1 protein-coding gene is annotated in these 570 nt (G+C 63.3%); it reads right to left on the reverse strand.

The genetic code is table 11. The features are described 5' to 3' along the window. Nucleotides 1-6: 6 nt before the first annotated feature. Nucleotides 7-570, reverse strand: a 564-nt coding sequence (locus QQX02_RS13240) for a hypothetical protein (protein WP_301143835.1), incomplete at its 5' end; no start/stop codon positions are given.

The raw sequence follows: 570 nt of genomic DNA on the forward strand, positions 1-570 counted from the left end.
TCGGCATTACTGCACTCCGTACTTGGACAGGAGCTCATCGACGCCGCCTGATTGCGCGGGTGCGGGCTGCTGCGACTGAGTCACCCGACCAATGGCCGGGCCTGCGGCCGTACGCATGGCATCTTCCACGACCTGCCGCATTTGCGCCTTCTGCGCGATGACCGCATCCGAGTCACCGATCTGCGGGAAGTAGTTGCGGAACTCCTGCTCTGCTTCCGCCGCGCCAATGGCAGCGCCAGACTCCTTGCGAAGATTGGCGCGAACCCAGTTCATCGCCGCTTGGTGATACTTCTGGCCGTCAGCGGAAGACAGTGCGTTGAACGTCCCGCCAGCGGTCAGCTTGTCGCGCAGATTGGTCGGATCGTAGCCCTTCTGCTCAAGCGAACTCAGATCCTTGTCGGCCTGCACCATGCGCTGATAGAAGCCGGCGTTGTTCAACTCCTGCGTGTTGGCCTTGCCTGCCGGAATGATCGTGGTCGAGCCGTCAGGGTTGGTCACCACCGTGCCCCCTGCGCTCTTGCGGGCAGGATCGGCAGGGCCACCAGCGATGGGCGCGAGGTTTCCGTCCTG

This window comes from Demequina muriae (assembly GCF_030418295.1).
Classification (GTDB): domain Bacteria; phylum Actinomycetota; class Actinomycetes; order Actinomycetales; family Demequinaceae; genus Demequina; species Demequina muriae.